This window comes from Priestia koreensis, assembly GCF_001274935.1.
GTDB lineage: Bacteria > Bacillota > Bacilli > Bacillales > Bacillaceae_H > Bacillus_AG > Bacillus_AG koreensis.
On the sequence record NZ_LILC01000037.1, the window covers coordinates 19593 to 38213 of the forward strand.

Below are 18621 nucleotides of genomic sequence, written 5' to 3' on the forward strand. Positions count from 1 at the left end.
TAGATTAATGATCAAACAAGGTATTTTTCTGCTTCAAGAATTACACTTGCAATTTCACGTTTTTTCGCAATTACGTTGATTGGTGTATAACGTGTTAGCTTACGAAGAGCTGACATCATCATACGAAGCGTATCGCCTTTTTCTACTGCTACAAGTGTTTCTTTTGCATGAGCTTCAATCTCATTAAACGCTTCTTGACAGAATACTGCTGTGTAATTTACTTTTAATTGGTTTTTCTCTAAACCTGTGCGATCAATTGCTTTTTCTGTACGAAGGACAACAGATTCCATTGCGTACGCATTGCTGATCATGTCAGCAAGGTTCACAAGTACCTCTTGCTCTTTGTCTAATTCTTTACCGTATTTTTGTGCTGCTAATCCAGCCATCATAAGCGCGATTTTCTTCGCGTTGCGTACAAGGTATTTCTCTTGCGCTAATACTTCATCGCCCACTTCTTCCGGCATAAGCATCATAAGTTCCTCTTGAAGAGCTTGCGCTTTTTGTAATAATGGAAGCTCACCTTTTAATGCTTTACGAAGGAACGTGCCTGGAACTAATAAACGGTTAATTTCGTTTGTTCCTTCAAAAATACGGTTGATACGAGAATCGCGGTACATACGCTCAATTTCGTATTCGCTCATGAAGCCATAACCACCGTGGATTTGAACGCCTTCATCAACGATATGATCATGTGCTTCTGTCGCGAATACTTTGTTTAGTGAGCACTCAATTGCATATTCAGCAATCGCAGCTGCTACTGAACGACCGTCTTTTGCTTCTTCTTCTGTGAACCCACCCATACGAGATTCAAATAATCCCACTGTACGGTACACAGAGCTTTCAGATGCATACAATTTTGTTGCCATTGTTGCTAACTTCTCTTGAATTAATGAGAACTTCGCGATTGGTGTTTTAAACTGTTGGCGTTGATTTGCATATTGTGCACTAAGCTCAAGCGCACGTTTACTTCCTCCAACTGCACCTACTCCTAATTTGTAACGACCGATGTTTAAAATGTTAAAGGCAATAACATGCCCTTTGCCAACTTCACCTAATAGGTTTTCTTTCGGCACAAGCGCATCTTCTAAAATTAAGGTACGTGTAGAAGAACTCTTAATACCCATTTTCTTTTCTTCTGCCCCTGTTGAAACGCCACCATACTCACGCTCTACGATGAAAGCAGAGAATTTGTCGCCGTCGATTTTTGCATACACAACGAATACGTCAGCGAATCCTGCATTTGTGATCCATTGCTTTTCACCATTTAATACGTAGTGTGTGCCCTCAGCGTTTAAGTGAGCAGTCGTACGAGCACCTAATGCATCAGAACCTGAACCTGGCTCTGTTAATGCGTAGGCAGCAATTTTCTCACCTGTTGCTAAAAGAGGAAGGTACTTTTGCTTTTGCTCTTCGTTTCCGAAAAGAACGATTGGTAATGAACCAATTCCTACGTGTGCTCCGTGTGTAATCGAGAATCCGCCCGCTCTAGACATTTTTTCAGCAATTAAAGCTGAGCTTACTTTATCTAAACCTAATCCGCCGTATTCTTCTGGTACGTCTACGCCTAATAAACCTAGGTCTCCGGCTTTTTTCAGTAGCTTCACAGAACGATCGAATTCATGTTTTTCTAAGTACTCTACGTTTGGCACTACTTCGTTAACAACATAATCTTCTGTCGTTTTCGCAATCATTTTATGCTCTTCACTGAAATCCTCTGGAGTATACATTTGATCAAATGTTACATCTTCAATTAAAAAGCTTCCACCTTTGATTTCTTTTTCCACTTTGTTTGCCATGGTTTCTCCCCCTGATCTCATTTTAAAATTCACTACCTATTTTTGAAGAAGGAGCTATTCGCTCCCTCATTCTTATAACAGTTCAAATACCCCAGCAGCGCCCATTCCGCCACCGATACACATTGTAACGACACCAAACTGAGCCTGACGACGCTTCATCTCATGAATTAAGCTCAGCGTCAATTTTGTACCCGTACATCCAAGTGGATGACCTAGTGCGATTGCGCCACCGTTCACGTTAATACGTTCTTCGTCTAACCCTAATTCACGAATAACTTGAATAGATTGAGAAGCAAAAGCTTCGTTTAGTTCAAACAAGTCAATATCAGACACTTGTAGACCAGCTAATTGCAACGCTTTTGGAATTGCCACGACTGGGCCTACACCCATTACTTCAGGTGGTACGCCGCCTACTGCAAACGAACGGAATCTCGCAAGTGGCTTTAACCCCTCAGCCTCTGCCTGCTCGCGGTCCATTAATAAAACCGCTGCACCGCCATCACTTGTTTGTGAAGCATTCCCTGCCGTTACAGAACCTTTAATAGAAAAGGCTGGGCGCAGTCTTCCAAGCACATCAACTGTTGTTCCTTCACGTACTCCTTCATCTTCAGAGAACAGGAACGATTTTTCACGCAGCTTGTTATTTCCATCAACAAATCGTTGTGTAACCTCAACAGGTACAATCTCATCTCTGAACTTGCCTTCTCTAATTGCTCTTGCTGCTTTTTCATGGCTTCGAACAGCAAACGCATCTTGATCTTCACGAGAGATGCCATATTTTACAGCTACTTGCTCTGCTGTATGACCCATTCCCATGTAGTATTCTGGCGCTTCTTGTGCAAGCTTCAAATTCGGACGAGTCGTGTGACCCATCATCGGAACTAGACTCATAGATTCTGCGCCACCGGCAATAACCGTTTTCGCATGCCCAAGCATAATGCGCTCTGCACCGTAAGCAATACTTTGTAAGCCTGATGAACAGTAGCGATTAACTGTAATCGCTGGAACTGTGTAAGGAAGACCAGCTAAAGCTCCAATGTTGCGCGCCATATTCAAGCCTTGCTCTGCTTCAGGCATTGCACATCCGATAATAAGATCATCAATTGGCCCATCATAGTTCCCTGCTCTTTTTAGTGTTTCTTTTACTGCGATAGCCCCTAGATCGTCAGGACGAACAGTTGCTAATGATCCTTTTTTTGATTTTCCGACTGGTGTTCTAGCACCAGCAACAATGACCGCTTCTCTCATGCTATCCTCCCCCTTAGTTACGTAATGGTTTGCCTTTTACTAACATGTGCTGCATACGCTGTTGAGATTTTGCTTCCCCTACTAAACTAAGGAATGCTTCTCGCTCAAGATCTAATAAATATTGCTCATCGACTTCTGTTCCATAAGGGACTGTTCCACCAGCTAAAACATATGCTAGCTTGTCAGCGATTTTATAGTCATGATCCGAAATATAACCGGAATACTTCATTGTTTGTGCACCAAGTAACAGCGTTGCGTAACCTGTTTCACCGACAACTGGAATGTTTTTACGAACCGGCGCTTGGTAGCCATTGTCATACAGCGAAATAGCTGACTGCTTCGCATCGTGTAACAAGTGGTCACCGTTAATGCTGATGCCGTCAAAGCGATTTAAGAAGTTTAAATCACGCGCTTCTGCTGCGGACGTGGATACTTTTGCTGTCGCAATCGTTTCGAAGACTTTGTTTGCTACTTTCTGCAAGTCTACTTCCACACCGTTTGGAAGACCGCTTAACTGCTTAATGTATAGCTCTTTGTTACCGCCTCCGCCTGGGATCAGACCGACTCCTACCTCTACAAGCCCCATGTATGTTTCGCTAGATGCTTGAATTTTCGAGGATGGTAAACAAATTTCCGTTCCGCCACCAAGCGTCATCCCGAATGGTGCTGCAACAACAGGACGATTTGAATACTTTAACTTCATCATCGCGTTTTGGAAGTTCTTTACGACCATTTCGATTTCAAAGAAGTTATCGTCTTGTGCTTCCATGAGAATAAGTGCAAGGTTTGCACCAACACAGAAGTTTTTCGCCTGATTTCCAATTACAAGTCCTTTGTAGTTCTTTTCTACTTCATCCACCGCATAGTTGATCATCTGGATAATATCCATCCCAATTGCATTATTCGGTGAAGTAAATTGAAGTCCCGCAATGCCGTCTCCCAAATCAATTAAGCTTGCGCCACTGTTTTTCTTAATAACTTTGTTTTCATTTTTTAACGTTTGTAGATGAATGACCTTTTTGTTTTCTTGAACCGGCTTGTATTCACCGTTGTCGAAGTAAAGTGTTTTTCCATCTACTTTTTTATAAAACTCTGTAAAGCCTGCTTCCAACATGTTATGAATCCATGCTGGAACGTCATGGCCTTCTTCTTTCATTTTTTCAACTGAGCGCTGTAACCCAATTGCATCCCATGTTTCAAACGGGCCAAGTTCCCAACCGAATCCCCACTTCATCGCTTGATCAATTGCCACGATGTCGTCAGCAATTTCTTTTGTCAGCTGTGCGGAATATAAAAGGACAGGGCTGATGATGTTCCAAAGCAATGTTCCGGCACGATCATCCGCATATATAAGCGCTTTCATTTTGTTTTGTAAGCCCTTCGCCTGCTTGCTCATTTCAGTTGAAGCTGTTTTTAATTTTTTGCGCTCTTCGTATTCAAGCGTATGAGGATTTAACTCAACAATCTCTTTTCCTTGTTTTAAGAAGAATCCTTGACCAGACTTACTTCCAAGCCAGCCTTTTTCCAGCATTTCTTTCATAAACGCTGGAACATCAAACGCTTCTTTTTCTTTTCCATCCACTTTGTCATACACGTTTTTCGCTACGTGAACGAAGGTATCTAGTCCTACAACATCAAGCGTGCGGAATGTCGCACTCTTTGGACGACCGATTAGTGGTCCCGTTACGGAATCTACTTCTCCAACGCTGTATCCTTTGTTTAACATTTCTTGCACGGTAATCAGTAAACCATATGTCCCAATTCGGTTGGCAATAAAGTTTGGCGTATCTTTTGCTAATACAACACCTTTTCCTAATACATCTTCACCGAAGGTTTTCATAAATGAAACGACTTCATCTTTTGTATCTTTAGTTGGAATGACTTCTAATAGTTTTAAATAGCGTGGCGGGTTGAAAAAGTGTGTCCCTAGGAAGTTTGCTTTGAAATCTTCCGAGCGCCCTTCTGCCATCGCATGGACAGAAATACCAGATGTATTTGAACTAATAATACTACCTGGCTTACGAACAGCGTCTATTTTTGAAAATAGCTGCTGCTTTACTTCAAGGTTTTCAACAACAACTTCAATTACCCAGTCACAGTCACTTAATAGATGTAAATCATCTTCTAAGTTCCCTGGTTGAATCAATGCCAGATTTTGTTTAGAGGTAAGTGGTGCTGGTTTTTGTTTTAATAAACGCTTTACCGCATCACTACTAATACGATTTCGAACTACCTTATCTTCTAGCGTTAAACCCTTCTTCTCTTCCTGTGGTGTGACTTGTTTTGGAACGATGTCCAATAACAATGTCGGGATTCCTACATTAGCTAGATGTGCTGCAATACCTGCTCCCATCACCCCAGATCCAAGAACTGCTGCCTTCTTGATACGAAGGTTCATCACAACTCCCCCTTTTAACGAATGAACATTCATTCATTTTTTACTTAAAAAAATATTTGATGATTCCCATCTCTATTAATAATATAAAACATTTAGAAAATTTTCGCAATATATTTACTACGTTCTTTTCATGTTTTCTAAAAAGATGGTTACGTTAAGGATGAATCCTCTTCGTTTTTAGTCGGTCTAAGCGACGAAGATTCTTTTGAAAAATTTAGGCTCGTATTGAGGAGAGCGGGGTGAAAACATGGCACACTTAGATAAAAATCCTTCTAAAGCTGGCGTTAGCGCTGCAAGCGTAAAAGGGAACGCTGGACCTGGTAGCGAACGTGACAGAGGTGGGAAAAAGACCTCTCAAAATCAGCAGTACACTAAACATAATATGCAACAAGACTAAAAAAGTAAGGAGGAAACAGGCAAAAAAAGCCTTCTCCTCCTCACCTCACTATTTATTTTTTTACCATTCCTTTTAACACGAAAGCTACATTCGCTGGACGTTCTGCTAAACGTCTCATGAAATATCCGTACCAATCTGTTCCGTATGGTACATAAACTCTCATTTTGTACCCTTCTTTTACAAGCTGCTCCTGGCGCTCTGTACGAATACCGTAAAGCATTTGGAATTCGAACTGATCGTTTGAAATTCCCAGTTCTTTGACGACTTGTTTTGTGTAGTCAATAATCGCATCATCGTGCGTGGCTATCGCCGCATAGTTTCCATTTTCTAAATGCTGACGGATGATTTTTTTGAAGTTCTCATCCACATCTTTTTTCTCTGGAAACGCAACAGATGGTGACTCTTTATAAGCTCCTTTAACAAGACGGAGATTTGGTTTGTACGCATTCAAATCAGCAATATCCTGTTCCGTACGGTATAAATAAGCCTGAATAACGGTTCCGATATTGTCATACTCTGATTTCAATTGTTTAAAGATTTCGATCGTCTTCCCACAACGACTGTAATCTTCCATATCAATCGTAACAAATACCCCGTTTTCAGTAGCAGCTTCTAGTATACGTCGCATATTTCGTAGTACAACCTCATCCGAAATATCTAACCCCATGGACGTCATTTTAAGTGAAAGCTGTGCGGTTAAGTTCTGTCTTCCAATGGCTTTAATTGCTTCAATAGACTGATCTGCCATTTCATTTGCTTCTGCCTCATTATCCACAAATTCCCCTAAATAATCGATGGTCACATCAAGTCCCTTTGCATTTAAGCTCTGAATGACATTTGATGCAAGATCAATTGTTTCTCCTGCAACAAATCGGGCTGCCCCGAAGCGAAGTCCATACCTTTTCGCCATTTTTGTAAGCGCTCTATTCTTTGATAAAAATAAAAAGAAATCTCTCATTGCTTGCTCCATTGCGATTCCTCCTGTCCCCCTGCGTGATGCGCATATCCTCAATAAATAGATACTTCTATTATTATAATTTTAGCATTTTTTTCATTATTTGAATATATTATTTTGAAGATTTTGTCGTATTTTGACTGAATAAGGTAAGAAGCTTTGCCATACACTATCTCATGATAATTATTTTATGTGGGAGGTCTTCAAATGCAACAAGAAAATATGTCATCAGAAAAGATGAATCAACAAGGAATGATGTCTACACCACCTCAAGTGATTTCATCTAAAGACGCTTTTTACTTGTCTGACATGATGTCTTGGAACCTGCTTTCGATCAAAAAAGCAAACCATTTTGCAAAAGAGTGTCAAGACCAAGAAATTGCAGCTGCACTTCAAAAAGTCGCACAAATGCATCAGCGTCACTACGGACAAATTCTTCACTATCTAGAAAATGGACAAAAAGCTTCTCAAATGCCCCTTCAATAAGGAGAGATACATATGAATCAAAAAAAAATTAAAAACCCAGAAACACAAGTACCTAAAACACCTGAAATGAATGACCGTGACTATATCAATGATCTTTTGGCAACTGAAAAGTACATGACCGCTTCTTATTGCACAGCTCTAAATGAATTTAGCCATGATGCTCTTTACCACGAAGTATTAGGGATTTTCACTGAAACACAAAACTGTCAGCGCGAGCTATACAACCTCATGTTTAAAAAGGGATGGTACGGCGTAGAGGCAGCGGACCAGCAACAGCTTCAGCAGACGTACGAGCAGTTTTCAGGCTATACAAACCAATTCCCTCATCATTAATACATTAAAACGTCATCCCCTCAAAATGATTGCATGGGGATGACGTTTTTTACTCTATTCTTTTTTTGCACGATGCGATTCATTCAGTTCTTTAATTTCATGAATAAGCTTACGAAGCTCATCTTTTCCATCTGGATAGGTCTCATTCCAATGCTTGGCTAGAGGCGGCATGGATTTAGCAATATGGGTATAGAGTGCCCATATTTTGATTTTTTCCTGTAGCTCCTTGCTATTTTCCCCTACCATAAGCTCCGTATATTTCTCAATTAAACCATCAAATTGCTCGAGAAACGTTTGATTCATTTCTTTTCTCCTCCTTTTGATCGTTTAGAATGGGACAATTGCTACAATATTTCTTTTTCTCCATGCAATAGGAATAACAACACGTTTGTCGCTTTCCCTGCAGAGAATGAAACTGCTTAAAAGGATTGTGAACTGTTCCAAAGGACGCACCTTGTGCTTCATCCATTAAATAATCGTAATCTGCTTGTATGGACTTATGAATAGAAGCTAAAGTGTCATCTTTTAACAGCTGCTCATACATCCATTTGACGTACACGTAGAGGTTTTCCCACATCACTTTTTGAGGTATGTTTGTTAACGACTGTAACTGATGGAAGATCGGTGCAATATGAGTTTCAATGATTGCTTCAAGTGAAGAAAGATGGTTAGCTTGTGGTACCATTTCATATAAAACCGCCGAAGCATAAAAGGATGGAATCCACAAACGTTCTCGTTCATTTCCCACCTCTAGCTCAATGTCTTCAGCACTTAATCGTAATCGCTTCCTCCACACGCTTAATGCATAAAAGTGCATCAGGATAAAAAAACTGTACCGCTTCACAAAGATCGAAGCGGCTACTTTTAAGGAAGGTAGCGCCAGATATTCCTGCAAGGACATCAGTACAACTTTTAACTTTTCTGTTTTTACAAGACTTGTTCCTGAAACCTTAATGAGGGCGTCAGTACACTCACTCACCAAACGAAATTTACTCAAAGACTGGAGCTGATCTTTGTTTAGAGACTGTATCATGTCACACGCTCACTTTTTGCTGGACATAACGACCTTTCCCATGTGGAATACAAAGAGGTGTCCCAAAAATAGGATCAAATGATACTTCGCAGTCCATCTCAAATACATCCTTTACAAGCGCTTTTGTAACGACCTCTTCTGGTTTTCCCTGCGCATAAACCTGCTGATTTTGAATTGCAACTAAATTATGAGCGTAACGACACGCTAAATTTAAATCATGCAGCACCATTACAATTGTACGGTTTTCCTTTTCATTCAATTCAAACAACAAATCTAAAATTTCAATTTGATGCGTCATATCTAAATACGTAGTTGGTTCATCCAATAAAATAACGTCTGTGTCTTGTGCAAGGGTCATGGCAATCCATGCGCGCTGACGCTGCCCGCCAGATAACGAGTCAACAGGTCTGTCAGCAAGTTCAAGCATGCGAGTAGCTGCAAGTGCTTCGTAGACTTTCTCTTCATCTTCCTCTGACCATTGGCGGAACCACGTTTGATACGGATAACGACCTTGCTTGACAAGCTGCAACACAGTCAAGCCTTCAGGTGCAACCGGGCCCTGCGGTAAAATAGCCAATTGCTTGGCAATCTCCTTTGTTGGAAGAGATGAAATTTTTTCTCCCTCAAGAATAATGGAGCCCTGCTTCGGTTTTAATAGCCGAGCCAATGAGCGAAGTAACGTTGATTTCCCGCACCCATTACTTCCGATAAACACACTTACCTCACCTTTTGGAATTTGTAAGTCTAATTCATTTATAATAACGGTCTCACCATATGACAGAGTAAGGGAATTTGTTTCTAATGCACTCATCTCATCCGTTCTCCTTTCGTGATATCTTTCATTTATTTTTTCGAGCGAAATAGTAGAAAAATAAAATACGGTGCGCCGATCGCTGCCGTAAAGACACCTGCTGGGACCTCAACAGGTAGAAACGCTGTTCTTCCAATCGTATCAGCGATGATAACAAGAAGAGCACCAATCAAAGCGGTTAATGGTAGCAATGCACCAAAAGAGGAACCGACTAAACGCCTCGCGATATGTGGAGCCATTAGTCCGACAAACCCGATACCGCCCGCAAAGGCAACAGCACTGCCGACCAACCCCGTGCACAAAATAAGCAGAAGTAAACGATGCTTTTGCACCTTACTTCCTGCATTTTGAGCTAAATCTTCTCCAAGCTCGTGTATATTAATAATGCGACTCAACACAAAACTAATTATTAGTAGTACAAATGTGATGGGAGCAAGCACAGCGATATTACGCCAATTCGCTCCGTACACCGTTCCTGTAATCCAAATATTTGCTTGGCTTGCTTGATAAATAGGCCCTAGTACCATAAATAAAGTCGTAAAGGCTTTTGTTATCGCCCATAACCCCACGCCTACAAGAACAAGTGTAAGAGGAGAAACTCCCTTTTTCCAAGATAACATATATAAGATTAGTGTAACCAGTAATGCGCCAAGAAACGCACTCACCGGCATCCACTCAATGCTGACAGTTAATGAGTTGCTTTTATTACTAAATAGGGATAAAAACAGCACGACTCCAACAGATGCTCCTCCTGTAATGCCCATCATATCTGGAGCTGCTAGCGGGTTGCGAACCAGACCTTGTAGAATGGCTCCTGCAACACCAAGGCTCATCCCAACTAAAAGAGCCATGACAATACGAGGAAGTCGAAAAGAGTTAATGACTAGCTCATGAAAGGAATCTCCGTACCCTAACACCGTCTTTGCTACAATCCACGGGTTGAAAAACGTTTCCCCCATTCCCGTACTTAAAAGAAAAACAACGAGCAAAAGAAAGAAAAAGACCGCAATCGTAAGGATGACCTTTTGATGAATGAGCGTAGAGAATCGTCCCACCCTCACTGCTTTAAATTTGTTCATGATTGTCGTCCTCCTTTACGTGCGATGTAGATGAAAAATGGTGTCCCTACAATCGCCGTCATCACTCCTACCGGAACTTCTTCAGGCATAATGACGTATCTTGCGCCTATGTCTGCGATTAGAAGAAAAATCCCTCCAACGACTGCACAATAAGGCAAGATCCAGCGATAGTCGTGACCAACCAAGAAGCGGACGATATGAGGAATGATAATACCAATAAAGGTAATAGGACCTGCAATGGCCACAGCACCACCTGACAAAACCACAATAATAAGAGCGGTGACAACTTTTAGTGTACCTGTACGCTGTCCTAATCCTTTTGCTACCCCGTCTCCCATTGTTAAAATATTAATTTTTTGAGCGATGAAAAAGGACATCACAATTGCAACTGCGATATAAGGGAACACCGACCATAGAATGGATAACTTGCGTCCCTGTACAGAACCTGCAAGCCAAAATAGTACTTGTTCTAATGACGTTTCATCGAGGACCAGAAGTCCTTGTGTCAGCGAGGAAAACATCGCTGCAATCGCTGCTCCTGCTAGCGTTAGGCGAATTGGTGTTAGACCTTCTGCTCCTGACGCTCCTAATAGATATACGATCATTGCAGCGACCGCCGCTCCTAGAAACGCTACCCAAGCAAACGCTTGTAATGAATTGAGTGAAAACAGCATGAAGCCCACCACAATAAAGAAGCTTGCTCCTGCATTCACTCCCATAATATCTGGTGAAGCAAGCGGATTTTTCGTTAATGCTTGCATTAAGGCCCCTGCTATCCCAAGGCTTGCTCCTACTGTTGCCGCGATGAGAGCTCGTGGCAGACGAACATTCTGAATGACAAGATGCTCCGTTGATCCATTATTATGTTGAAACGCATCATAGGCCATTTTTAAACTTGTGTGCGTATATCCCATTACGATGCTTGCAACGGCACAAACAATGAGTAACAAAAGCCCCCCCACTAATCCTACAATTCGTGCATTTCTTGTTTGTAGCAACATGCTTTAAACTCCTATCTCTCCCTATGTAGCTTTTTTCTCTTTTTATAGGTCACGTTCAAACGTGTTGATTAAGATTTATTCTCAATTAAAATTTTATGGTAACGCTCGCACTCTGTCAATGAGTTTGAAAATCATTTTCAATTAGTTATTGACTTTTTACTCATTTATCCATTATTCTTTAATTGTTATTGAAAATCATTATCAATTATGGGGGTTTAAGATGAAACGTACATATTCTACACTACTAGCTGTTTTTACTGCTCTTTTACTCGTCGTGCTAGCCGCTTGTGGCAATAATAGCAGTGACAACAAATCCGAAAGCAAAGATGACTCAAAGAGCGCTTCCACCTATACAATAAAACATGCCATGGGCATCTCTAAAATAAAAGAAAACCCGAAACGTATTGTCGTCTTAACAAATGAAGGAACAGAGGCTTTACTTTCAATGGGCATAACACCTGTTGGAGCCGTTCAGTCATGGGCGGGTAACCCTTGGTATGACCATATTAAGAAAGACATGAAAGATGTGAAAAGCGTAGGTACAGAAAGTGAGCCAAGCTTAGAAACGATTGCTTCATTAAAACCAGATTTAATTATCGGGAACAAACAGCGTCAAGAAAAGATCTACGATCAGCTCAATGCAATTGCCCCAACTGTCTTCTCAGATGAGCTTCGTGGCGATTGGAAAGAAAACTTCAAGCTTTATGCAAAGGCCGTTAATAAAGAAGAAAAAGGCAACAAAGTGATTGCTGATTTCAATCAACGCATTCAGGACTTAAAAGGAAAACTTGGGGATAAACTTCAACAAAAAGTATCGATTGTACGCTTCACAGCTGGTGATGTTCGTATTTATCACAAAGATAGCTTCTCTGGAGTCATTCTTGATCAATTAGGATTTGCACGCCCAGCATCACAGGACAAACCAGATTTTGCAGAAATGAACGCGACAAAAGAGCGTATCCCTGCAATGGACGGTGACGTGCTGTTCTACTTTACTTATGACCCAGCGAATAAAGAAGTCTCAAAACTACAAAAAGATTGGCTGAACGATCCATTATTTAAAAAGCTGAACGTGTCTCAAAAAGGCAACGTACGTGAAGTAGATGACTCCATTTGGAACACAGCCGGTGGCGTAATCGCTGCTAATTTAATGCTTGATGATATCGAAAAGTACTTTTTGCAAAGTAAATGAAAGAAGAGTTTCCGTTTTTGCGGAAACTCTTTTTGGTTATTACTCGCTCTTCTCTTCTGAAGGAATTAAAATCTCACCTGTTTTCTCTTGTGTTAAAAGAATTTGAAGAATTAGCTTTGATAATTGGCTCGGTCGATATGGTTTTACTAGGTAGCTACTTGCTCCTAACGACATCCCCTTCTCTTTTTCCTCTAATGCGGATGATACGACAATTGGAATATCCTTTAGACGAGCGCTTTGTTTTAAGTACGTTAATACGTCCCAACCCGTTAAATCTTTTTCATTCAGCATAATATCTAACACAATGGCATCCGGTTTTTGCTCCTCAAGCGCACGCATTGCTTCTCTTCCTGATTTGTAATGCTTCACGGCGAAGTTACTATCTTGAAGCTCGGCCTCTAGCAATGTTGCCAAGCTCATATCATCCTCAATAATCATGACATGCGCATGAGCGCTTTTCGTAAGTAATACCTGCTCTTCTATCTCCTGGTCGGCCTGTTGCACCGACGGTAACTTAACGGTGAAAGTACTTCCTTCTTTGAGCGTAGACTGAACCTCTACTTCTCCTTGGTGAGCTTTAACGATTTCTTTGACAATAGAAAGACCAAGACCCGTCCCTCCAATTCTACGGCGATCGGAATTATCTACTCGGTAAAACTTCGTAAATAACTTATCAAGTGCATCTTTTGGTATACCTAGTCCCTGATCGATGATATCTACACAAAGCTTGCTTGATTGCTCATACACTCTTACCGTAATGTCTTTTCCATTTGGAGAATATTTCACCGCATTGCTAATCAGATTCATCAGCACCTGCCCGATTTTATCTTCGTCCATTAAAATAGTGGTCTGATCTGTCTCTCGTTGCAGGTGGAACGTATGATCTTTCACATTTATTTTTTGTAGATCAATTACTCTTTGAATGACTGGCATCACATCGCCATATCGTTTGTCATACGTTTGCTTTCCAGATTCCATCCTCTGCACATCTAAAAAGTCATTAATCAACGCTGTTAGACGCTGTGCTTCCTGGTAGATTGTTTGAACATATTTTTTCTGTCTCTCGGGCTTCAGCTCTTTAGATAGCATCAGTTCCGAAAACCCTAAAATACTTGAGAGCGGTGTGCGAAGTTCATGACTAACCGTGCTCACAAACTCCGATTTGATTTGATCAATTTCATACTCTTTCGTAATATCCCGATGAACGAGTATCGTGCCAATTTTTTCTCTCCCATTGTAAAGAGGCGTTGCGTATACTTGAATGACCTGCATTTCTTCTTTTAGCTGATAGGTGTACACTTCATCAGACTCATTAAACGCAATGGCAAAATAATGTGCCAAACCGTCAGCATCTTTTACAAGGTGAAGCAAGTTATCCTGCCACGCAGTTGCCTTCGTCTGACTTGAGCACGTTAAAATCTCAGTCATTTTCGTATTGAGCGTGATGATATCTCCTTCATTATTCACGAGCTGGATACCTTCTTGAACATTATTTAAAATACTTTGAAACGTTGAGCGGTCATTTTCTGCTCGCTCATACATCGTAATTTTTTCTAATGAAATGGCGATTTGCTTTCCTAGTCCTTCATATTCAGCCACTTCCGCTGCTGAAAACTCATGGCTAAAACGATTAAATACCATCACCGCTTCTACCTCATCTTTTGAAGACAGAATAGGGATATACACATCATAGCTGTACCCTACTTCAGTGTGAAATCCTTTTTCAGAAGGAGCAATCTCTCGTTTAATGGTGTACGCTCTTTTTCGCTTGAATAATTTTTCGTTTAACCCATTGTACAGATGGTCTAAAAATTGTTTTGCTCCTTCTGCTGAAACACCGATACTCGCATAGCTTCGTTCTTTATTAAATAGTGACACAATTCCTCGGTCAGCCCCAAGAAGTTGAGACATTGAAAGCACGATGCTCTCTAACACTTCCTGCTTATCTAGCGAATTCGAAAGGCCGTTAATAAGCTGATTTCGTCGATTCAGCATTTGCTCACGTTTTTCAGTGAGATCTAATAACTCCTCAAGCTCTGTTTGCTGTGCTTGAAGTTCCTCTTGTTGTGCTAAGAGCTCATCGTTTTGAGCAATTAAATACTGCTCTTTTTCATGAATCGTATGAACCATTCGTTGAAACGCACTTGATAACTTCCCTATTTCGTCTTTGCGATTCGTATCTAACAACATAGCGACTTCCTCATCCGCTGCTAGCTGTTCAGCGGCTGATGCTAGCGTACTCAGTGGTTTTCCCATTTGATTAACTGCCAAGCGGATAATGCAAGCAATCGCAAATAAAATAATTAAAATAAAGATAATAAAAGCGAACTCCATTTGAGATTGCTTGCTTACTTGTTGTAAAAAATCATTCTCAAGATCTTTGTTAATCTGACTCGTAAAATCCGACCAATCACGCTGAAAGGTCACGACGCTTTTTGTTCCACCTGATTTGGATAGATTAATGAGCTGGTCCCGTTCGTTGCGCTCATGATACTGAAAACCCTTGAGGAGCAGGTCTTTGAAATAATATTGCCTAAAGCTGTTCATTTCATTGAAATATTGCTTATCACGATTACTTTTTACGTATGGCTTCAGTTTTTCTTGTAGCTGATTGATGACTGCCTCTTGCCGAAGGGCATTTTCTTTTAAATCTTTTCGGTCAAAAGCGATGTACCCCCTTGAATCGAAAAATGCTTCATTAAACGCTGTACCAATTTCTTGCACAACTTTCCTTTTCGCTCGCAAATCCTCCTGATTATCGGCATAGTGATTGATCATGTAACGCTGATAACCAACTAACGAACCCGATCCAATGACAAAGATACAAATAAAGATCATCATCACAAGGGAAAATTTACGAGACAAGCTGTTACTAAAATAAGTGCTTACGTTACTCACCTACAATCTCCTCGACTCTCTTTACCAAATCAATTGGACTATAAGGCTTAGCCATGAAGTAATTTGCTCCTGCATTTAATACACGTTCTTTATCTGCCTGCTGACTTTTAGCAGAAAGCATCATAATTTTCACATCTTGATTACGATTCATTTTTCGAATATGTTGTACTACCTCTAGTCCTGTTTTACCAGGCATCATATAATCTAATAACACTAAATCATATTCATTTTTCTGGAGTAAATCGATTGCTTCATCCCCATCAATTGCTTCATCGATGCAATGATCTTCATCTTCCAATACATCAACTACCAACATACGTAGTACTTCCTCATCTTCTACCAATAAAATATTTGCCATTTTCGTCACGCCTTCCGATACGAACTTCTTAAAATCCATTTTTCTACACGATCTATTAATTCTTGATTATAAAAAGGTTTAATCATATAATCATCTGCTCCTAGATGAAGCGCTTTTGCAATATCATCAGGTGTCTGTCTTGATGTGAGCATAATTACTTTATATTGATCAGAGCTTTGTAGAGAACGAATATGTTTGAGTACCTCTAATCCGTCCAGTCCCGGCATTACTCCGTCTAGAATAACGATACATGGTGCAGGGTCTTGGTGAAAGCTTGAATCAACGAAATCTTGTCCATCACCAAACGTTTCAACGCTACACCGAACATTCATTTCTTCTATTAAACTAGTAATCGTATTTTTCACTACGACCCGCGCAATCGGATCATCATCTACGACAGCAATTCTGAGATCAGTGCGCTGTGAACCAATAGTAGATGAACCTTGATGAACTTTTACTCGATTTCGTCCGCTTTCCTTTGCCTCGTAAAGGGCATCGTCGGCTAGGTCAACCCATTGATCAATATCAACCGAAACGTCCTTTATTTCCACTAGCCCTGCTGAAAATGTACAGGAAAATTGCTCTGCCTCTCCATCAAATAACAGCATTGAAAACTGATCGCGAAGAGTATTCATGACCCTCTCTGCCTCACTAATGGAAATATTCGAAAAAAGTAGGACAAACTCTTCGCCTCCGTATCGACAAATGAAATCCTCTTTTCGCAGATGGCGACTTAAAAATTGAGCAAACGTTTGGAGTACTTTGTCTCCTACAATATGTCCGAAGCTGTCATTCACATTTTTAAAATGATCTAAGTCTACCACAGCCAAGCACGCTCTACCTTCGTGTAGCGTATGGTTAGCGAGAAGAGTTGGGTACATTTGCGTCAAAAACTTGCGGTTGTAAACCTTTGTCAACTCATCCACTAGCAGTAACTGATCAACTTTCTTTTTCCTCGTCAACTGACGCTTAATTCGAATAATAAGTTCGTCCATCTCCATATCTTTCGTTAAAAAATCATCTGCACCTTTTTCGTACGCCATGACTCGCGTCGATTTGGAATGATCCATGCTGATCATCATCGTCGGAATAAAACTGTTTTTTGACTGCTCTTCAAAAAAATTGAGCAGTTCAAACCCCGTTTCATTTTTCATATAAACATCTACCAAAATACAATCAGGTTGAATTTCATAAAAACTTTGGACCGCTCGTTTTATATCTGTTTTAGGTACTACTTGCCATCCTTCATCCTCTAACGCTTTTTTTGCAACCATTAAGAAGGAGGTATCGTCATCTACTACTAAAATAACGGGAGCATTTTTATTAATTCGTGTCTGTATCTCTCCATTCGGCTGATCTTCAATCGCTGAATCGACTTCAAACGTGTAGCAAAGGTGTAGCAGCTCTAAACAGTACTTTTTTACTTCATCAGATGTCCAAACACGTTCGCTTTCCTCTTGTAGTGAGTGCACAAGCACAGCCGCTTTATTGGAAATGTCTTGCAAGCCTAATATTCCGCTTGTCCCTTGAATGGAATGTAAAAAACGATAGACGTCCTGGTGAGAAATATGAGAAACTTCATCCCACCGAACGAGCTGATTTTTTATATTTTCTAAAAAACGATTGTGGTAACGTTTCACATTTATTCCTACCTTTTCTAAATCTATAACTCGATTATAGGTCTTAAGGACTGACCGAGTAAACCATTTCTATTGAATAAAGTACGATAAACGAAAAGGGCTAACGCTCCTCATGAACGAGGTAGCGTAAACCCTTCTCCAAATACATCACGTACATCGTGAATCACAACAAACGCTTTTTGATCAATGTGATGAATCACTTTCTTCACTTCAAACAGCTCTTGCTTGTTGATAACAATATATAAAATTTCTCTTGCCTCTTTCGTATAACCACCCTGAGCCGAAAAAACCGTCACTCCTCGGTTAACGTCCTTATTAATCTTATCGGCAATTTCAAGCGCTTGTGAAGAAATGACCGTCACTGCTTTTCTTGAATCCATTCCTTCCATAATATAATCGATCACTTTTGTGCTTATATAAATGGAGATAATCGTATACATCATGTTTTCAAGACCAATCACAAACGATGCGCTTACGACTACGATTAAATCAAAAAACAGCATTCCTTTGCTCATGCTCCATCCAAAATACTGTGTCATCATACGGGCTAATACGGTCGAACCTCCTGTCGTTCCACCAGCACGAAATACTAACCCTAGTCCCACTCCGATTATTACTCCTGCAAAAATTGCCGCCAATAACGTGTCATCAAGCGGTAATTGCAGATGTTCCGTTGCATATAAGCTGAGCGAAGTGGTCACAATGGAGATAATTGTATAAATAATGATTCTCTTCTGTAATAGTCTGTATCCGATCATGAGTAAAATTGAATTCAAGATAAAGCTTACGGTTCCTGGTGACCACTTAAAAAGATAGTACGTGATCATCGTGATCCCGGTAACGCCACCTTCAGCTAATTCATTTGGCAAAGCAAAATAGTTAATGCCAAAAGCAAACAGAAAAGATCCAATAATGATATAAATAATTTCTTTCATCCAGCTCTTCATGATGTCCCTCTCGTTTCTCTAGTTGGTAATCCCTTATGGTTCATTTTCA

At 40.5% G+C, this 18621-nt stretch carries 17 protein-coding genes; 4 read left to right on the forward strand and 13 right to left on the reverse strand.

Annotation, left to right across the window (positions count from 1 at the left end):
• Positions 1–11 precede the first annotated feature (11 nt).
• From AMD01_RS21650 to AMD01_RS21660, 3 genes are all read right to left on the reverse strand, one after another.
• Positions 12–1796, reverse strand: coding sequence for an acyl-CoA dehydrogenase family protein (locus AMD01_RS21650; protein ID WP_053403533.1), 1785 nt, complete (start codon positions 1794–1796; stop codon positions 12–14).
• Between the two features lie 72 nt (positions 1797–1868).
• On the reverse strand, positions 1869–3044 hold the full coding sequence (locus AMD01_RS21655; RefSeq protein ID WP_053403534.1) for an acetyl-CoA C-acetyltransferase: 1176 nt from the start codon (positions 3042–3044) through the stop codon (positions 1869–1871).
• Between the two features lie 13 nt (positions 3045–3057).
• Positions 3058–5442, reverse strand: coding sequence for a 3-hydroxyacyl-CoA dehydrogenase/enoyl-CoA hydratase family protein (locus AMD01_RS21660; RefSeq protein WP_053403535.1), 2385 nt, complete (start codon positions 5440–5442; stop codon positions 3058–3060).
• Positions 5443–5689: 247 nt separating this feature from the next.
• Here AMD01_RS21660 and AMD01_RS23780 point away from each other — a divergent pair, with 247 nt between their 5' ends.
• Positions 5690–5839 (forward strand): YuzL family protein, encoded by a 150-nt coding sequence (locus AMD01_RS23780; RefSeq protein WP_083446663.1) that lies wholly within the window; start codon positions 5690–5692, stop codon positions 5837–5839.
• A 52-nt stretch (positions 5840–5891) separates the two neighbouring features.
• Here the strand turns inward: AMD01_RS23780 and AMD01_RS21665 are convergent, their stop codons facing one another.
• Positions 5892–6809 carry a proline dehydrogenase family protein gene (locus AMD01_RS21665; protein ID WP_053403536.1) on the reverse strand — a complete coding sequence of 306 codons (918 nt, stop codon included), beginning with the start codon at positions 6807–6809 and terminating at the stop codon, positions 5892–5894.
• 192 nt (positions 6810–7001) lie between these two features.
• On the opposite strand from AMD01_RS21665, the gene AMD01_RS21670 reads away from it, so the two are divergent.
• Entirely contained in the window at positions 7002–7280 is a 279-nt protein-coding gene (locus AMD01_RS21670) for a hypothetical protein (RefSeq protein ID WP_053403537.1), read from the forward strand.
• Positions 7281–7292: 12 nt separating this feature from the next.
• The gene (locus AMD01_RS21675) at positions 7293–7613 is read left to right on the forward strand and encodes a spore coat protein (RefSeq protein ID WP_053403538.1); all 321 of its coding nucleotides are present in this window, start codon (positions 7293–7295) and stop codon (positions 7611–7613) included.
• 54 nt (positions 7614–7667) lie between these two features.
• Here the strand turns inward: AMD01_RS21675 and AMD01_RS21680 are convergent, their stop codons facing one another.
• From AMD01_RS21680 to AMD01_RS21700, 5 genes are read right to left on the reverse strand one after another with little or no spacing between them, the layout of a single operon-like run.
• Positions 7668–7916, reverse strand: a complete 249-nt coding sequence (locus AMD01_RS21680) for a YusU family protein (RefSeq protein WP_053403539.1) — start codon at positions 7914–7916, stop codon at positions 7668–7670.
• Complete coding sequence (locus AMD01_RS21685) at positions 7888–8592, reverse strand: IucA/IucC family C-terminal-domain containing protein (protein ID WP_169776001.1); 705 nt, start codon at positions 8590–8592, stop codon at positions 7888–7890. The genes AMD01_RS21680 and AMD01_RS21685 overlap by 29 nt, the downstream gene beginning before the upstream one ends.
• Positions 8593–8647: 55 nt before the next feature.
• A complete protein-coding gene (locus AMD01_RS21690) occupies positions 8648–9457 on the reverse strand; it encodes an ABC transporter ATP-binding protein (protein WP_053403541.1) in 810 nt (269 codons plus the stop codon).
• A 32-nt stretch (positions 9458–9489) separates the two neighbouring features.
• Complete coding sequence (locus AMD01_RS21695) at positions 9490–10536, reverse strand: FecCD family ABC transporter permease (protein WP_053403542.1); 1047 nt, start codon at positions 10534–10536, stop codon at positions 9490–9492.
• Positions 10533–11537 carry a FecCD family ABC transporter permease gene (locus AMD01_RS21700; protein WP_053403543.1) on the reverse strand — a complete coding sequence of 335 codons (1005 nt, stop codon included), beginning with the start codon at positions 11535–11537 and terminating at the stop codon, positions 10533–10535. The genes AMD01_RS21695 and AMD01_RS21700 overlap by 4 nt, the downstream gene beginning before the upstream one ends.
• A 220-nt stretch (positions 11538–11757) precedes the next feature.
• Between AMD01_RS21700 and AMD01_RS21705 the strand changes: the two genes are divergently transcribed.
• Positions 11758–12729: an ABC transporter substrate-binding protein gene (locus AMD01_RS21705; protein WP_053403544.1), complete on the forward strand. Its 972-nt coding sequence runs from the start codon at positions 11758–11760 to the stop codon at positions 12727–12729.
• A gap of 39 nt (positions 12730–12768) precedes the next feature.
• Here the strand turns inward: AMD01_RS21705 and AMD01_RS21710 are convergent, their stop codons facing one another.
• From AMD01_RS21710 to AMD01_RS21725, 4 genes are all read right to left on the reverse strand, one after another.
• Positions 12769–15627 (reverse strand): ATP-binding protein, encoded by a 2859-nt coding sequence (locus AMD01_RS21710; protein WP_245638998.1) that lies wholly within the window; start codon positions 15625–15627, stop codon positions 12769–12771.
• The gene (locus AMD01_RS21715) at positions 15620–15985 is read right to left on the reverse strand and encodes a response regulator transcription factor (RefSeq protein ID WP_053403545.1); all 366 of its coding nucleotides are present in this window, start codon (positions 15983–15985) and stop codon (positions 15620–15622) included. Before AMD01_RS21715 ends, AMD01_RS21710 begins: the two co-directional genes overlap by 8 nt.
• A gap of 5 nt (positions 15986–15990) precedes the next feature.
• Positions 15991–17625 carry a diguanylate cyclase gene (locus tag AMD01_RS21720; protein WP_053403546.1) on the reverse strand — a complete coding sequence of 545 codons (1635 nt, stop codon included), beginning with the start codon at positions 17623–17625 and terminating at the stop codon, positions 15991–15993.
• Positions 17626–17735: 110 nt separating this feature from the next.
• Positions 17736–18572 carry a YitT family protein gene (locus AMD01_RS21725; protein ID WP_083446664.1) on the reverse strand — a complete coding sequence of 279 codons (837 nt, stop codon included), beginning with the start codon at positions 18570–18572 and terminating at the stop codon, positions 17736–17738.
• Positions 18573–18621 lie beyond the last annotated feature (49 nt).

Bases quoted from the DNA above. Each gene is read 5' to 3' on its own strand.
- AMD01_RS21725 (WP_083446664.1), bottom strand. From the start codon at position 18,572: ATGAAGAGCTGGATGAAAGAAATTATTTATATCATTATTGGATCTTTT.
- AMD01_RS21715 (WP_053403545.1), bottom strand. From the start codon at position 15,985: ATGGCAAATATTTTATTGGTAGAAGATGAGGAAGTACTACGTATGTTG.
- AMD01_RS21670 (WP_053403537.1), top strand. From the start codon at position 7,002: ATGCAACAAGAAAATATGTCATCAGAAAAGATGAATCAACAAGGAATG.
- AMD01_RS21680 (WP_053403539.1), bottom strand. From the start codon at position 7,916: ATGAATCAAACGTTTCTCGAGCAATTTGATGGTTTAATTGAGAAATAT.
- AMD01_RS21650 (WP_053403533.1), bottom strand. From the start codon at position 1,796: ATGGCAAACAAAGTGGAAAAAGAAATCAAAGGTGGAAGCTTTTTAATT.
- AMD01_RS21675 (WP_053403538.1), top strand. From the start codon at position 7,293: ATGAATCAAAAAAAAATTAAAAACCCAGAAACACAAGTACCTAAAACA.
- AMD01_RS21660 (WP_053403535.1), bottom strand. From the start codon at position 5,442: ATGAACCTTCGTATCAAGAAGGCAGCAGTTCTTGGATCTGGGGTGATG.
- AMD01_RS21665 (WP_053403536.1), bottom strand. From the start codon at position 6,809: ATGGAGCAAGCAATGAGAGATTTCTTTTTATTTTTATCAAAGAATAGA.
- AMD01_RS21695 (WP_053403542.1), bottom strand. From the start codon at position 10,536: ATGAACAAATTTAAAGCAGTGAGGGTGGGACGATTCTCTACGCTCATT.
- AMD01_RS21655 (WP_053403534.1), bottom strand. From the start codon at position 3,044: ATGAGAGAAGCGGTCATTGTTGCTGGTGCTAGAACACCAGTCGGAAAA.
- AMD01_RS21690 (WP_053403541.1), bottom strand. From the start codon at position 9,457: ATGAGTGCATTAGAAACAAATTCCCTTACTCTGTCATATGGTGAGACC.
- AMD01_RS21700 (WP_053403543.1), bottom strand. From the start codon at position 11,537: ATGTTGCTACAAACAAGAAATGCACGAATTGTAGGATTAGTGGGGGGG.
- AMD01_RS21705 (WP_053403544.1), top strand. From the start codon at position 11,758: ATGAAACGTACATATTCTACACTACTAGCTGTTTTTACTGCTCTTTTA.
- AMD01_RS23780 (WP_083446663.1), top strand. From the start codon at position 5,690: ATGGCACACTTAGATAAAAATCCTTCTAAAGCTGGCGTTAGCGCTGCA.